Annotated in this window: 3 protein-coding genes; 2 read left to right on the top strand and 1 reads right to left on the bottom strand. The window is 54.0% G+C overall.

Annotated features, from left to right (window positions below; genetic code table 11):
* Window positions 1–82 precede the first annotated feature (82 nt).
* Window positions 83–412 carry a hypothetical protein gene (locus XcodCFBP4690_RS22610; RefSeq protein WP_146092032.1) on the bottom strand — a complete coding sequence of 110 codons (330 nt, stop codon included), beginning with the start codon at window positions 410–412 and terminating at the stop codon, window positions 83–85.
* Between the two features lie 1,161 nt (window positions 413–1,573).
* On the opposite strand from XcodCFBP4690_RS22610, the gene XcodCFBP4690_RS22015 reads away from it, so the two are divergent.
* Both XcodCFBP4690_RS22015 and XcodCFBP4690_RS22010 read left to right on the top strand, forming a co-directional pair.
* The gene (locus XcodCFBP4690_RS22015) at window positions 1,574–2,266 is read left to right on the top strand and encodes a peptidoglycan DD-metalloendopeptidase family protein (protein WP_104544385.1); all 693 of its coding nucleotides are present in this window, start codon (window positions 1,574–1,576) and stop codon (window positions 2,264–2,266) included.
* A partial coding sequence (locus tag XcodCFBP4690_RS22010; protein WP_430523620.1) for a transposase occupies window positions 2,263–2,381 on the top strand: 119 nt, incomplete at its 3' end. The genes XcodCFBP4690_RS22015 and XcodCFBP4690_RS22010, both read left to right, overlap by 4 nt.

Raw genomic sequence — 2,381 nt, 5'->3', positions numbered from 1 at the left:
CCGTATACCGCTTGCTGCTCATAGACACCTCCGAATCGACCATTTTCCATGGCCATGAGATGTCTAGGAAACCCTGGGCGTATCACACTCTGCGCTCCTTAAAAGCCTGAGTGGCCTTCTCACGTCCCTTCTTGGCAGCGAGCGCCTTGGGAGTGATGTATGTGGCTTGTAAGAGGGCGTCGACAGCGCCCGCCTCAATGCCCGCTCGGACAAGGGACAGCCAGCCGGAGTCAATGTCACCTGCATCAAAGGCTCGCTCGGCGTCTTTCAAGTAACTTTGTCCGTGTGCCACTCGAGCAGCTACAGCATCTCGAAGTTCTGAAAATTGATCGTCCTGGCTGGTCTCTAATGAACCGGAAAGCCCTATAGCAACCAAGGCGCATGCTTGACTGAACTGGGAAACTGTCGACATGGAAAAAATTCGTAGCTGCTGTGTGTGTATCTAGCTTATCGTCCTCTGCACCCACATCAAATCGGCCAGCACCACAAGAGAAGTGAGTAAGATTGTGAGTAATATCTTGCGGGGCATAGAAAAAAAACTTTTAAATACAAGCGGATGTGCCATGAATATGAGTCATGGTGGGCCACGTGCATCCATGACGGATGTTGTGCACGCTTGAGGAAGAGCAGCTTCCAGAAGTGAACCTTACCCTGAGGTTTGGGAAAGAGAGACGCGAACACATGCGGAGCGCTTGAGAGCACCGGGTGTGTGCCATAGGTCCACAATCCGTGCGCGTGGGGCTGGCGGGTGGATAGGGAATCTAGGTAGTTGGCAGCGGAATCAGTTACATAGCGCAGTCTGTGCCGCACTAGGTGACGTGCGAAGCTGCGAAGGATGCCGATTGTGTGTTGTAGTGGTCGAGAGGCCCCCAGGAGGGGGGAATCGCGCGACGTTTCGGAGTCAGATACCCTCGGAAATCTCTAGCAAACATTTCGGAGGGACATATGGCGGACCATATGGGCGGCATGCGCCGCCAACAGCCAGAGGCCAAGGAAAAGTGATGAGCATAGGCACCTATCGCCTCAATCCGTGCGTCGTCTTTGCCGGACTGCTTTGCGTTTCTATTACAGGGTGCACATCGCCCGCACAGCCAGTTGCGTCACAGCACGAATATCGGGATCAGCGAAGTGAGCGGGCTTCGGTCGCTTGTCCCTCTACGGATTTCAGCACGTTTCTTCAGCGATACGCCGATGTTGCCAATGACGACGTACGTCGCCGTTTCACTGACGACCCGTTGGAGTACGAGGTCCCGACCCATACGGTTGAGGAAGAAACTGAGTCATCACCGATTACGCATATCTCAAAGCAAACCGGTCCCTCCCGCCTTGAATTGTTCTCTTACAGATACTTCAAGGATGCAGAAGTATTCGATCAAATGGCTGCAGGACGAAGCAAGCCTGAGCCAAAGAGCAAGGTCGGCTCTCCAGTCTCCATAGAGCTGACGGCGGGTGAAGGCCGTAGGGTAAGTTTCGGTATGGAGTATGAAGTAGATACTTACATATTCGAGAGGCGTCAGGGCTGTTGGTACCTGACGCGTGCGGTTAACCTTAGGGACTAACAAGGAGTTCGGATATGGCAACGCAGGATGTTAAACAGCAGGTCCCCTATCGCGTCATTCAACTTGAGTGGGATGTGGACAAAGGCTCGCACAACGAGGCTGTCGGGAGTTTCGATGAGCTTGTTACGCACCACCCCAAAAGCAACAGTGATGCTCATTTGGTCAACGGCAAAGTCGTTGGCGGTCAAGCGGGTCGTACACTCGGTATGATTGGCGGTGAAATCCAGGAGATTGAGGTCGCCAAGGCAGGTAAGGACTATGGTCTTCGTCCTGATCAGGTCTTGCTGAAGAAGGATTTCATGCTTGAGGACTCCGGCTTACCCTCGGGGCCGTCTTCAAGATCGCTCGATGTCCCTTCGCCAGTTGCTGGCGTTGTTGGTACGGTCAACACGTCGAGGGGGCTGGTTGATGTACTGGATCGGGAAGGCGGTGATGTCATCCTCCGCGTCCGACATATGTCGCCAATCCATGTAAAAGCTGGCGATCAGGTGGAATACGGTCAGGCATTGGGCGTACAGGGCAAGCAGGCCACAGAAGCAATTCACGTCCATATGGAAGTGGACAGTCGCTACTACCAGCACTACGAGAACTATGTCGGTGATTTAGTCAGCGGCCGCCTATCGATCGATGCAGACAGGCGGAATCGAGGCATTGAACCTAGAGCGTGTTATGAACTTGAGGCTTTCGCGGCTATCGTAAGCGGATGAAGCCGCCACGCCCTTATCCGACCGACGTTTCCGATGAAGAATGGGCCTTCGCTGCCCCCTACTTGACGCTGATGGATCCACAGGCACCGCAGCGCAAGTATGACCTGCGCTTGAT

The organism is Xanthomonas codiaei (assembly GCF_002939785.1).
GTDB classification, from domain to species: domain Bacteria; phylum Pseudomonadota; class Gammaproteobacteria; order Xanthomonadales; family Xanthomonadaceae; genus Xanthomonas; species Xanthomonas codiaei.
The sequence above is the reverse complement of the archived record's forward strand: the minus strand, read 5'-3'. Positions and strand labels throughout refer to the sequence as shown.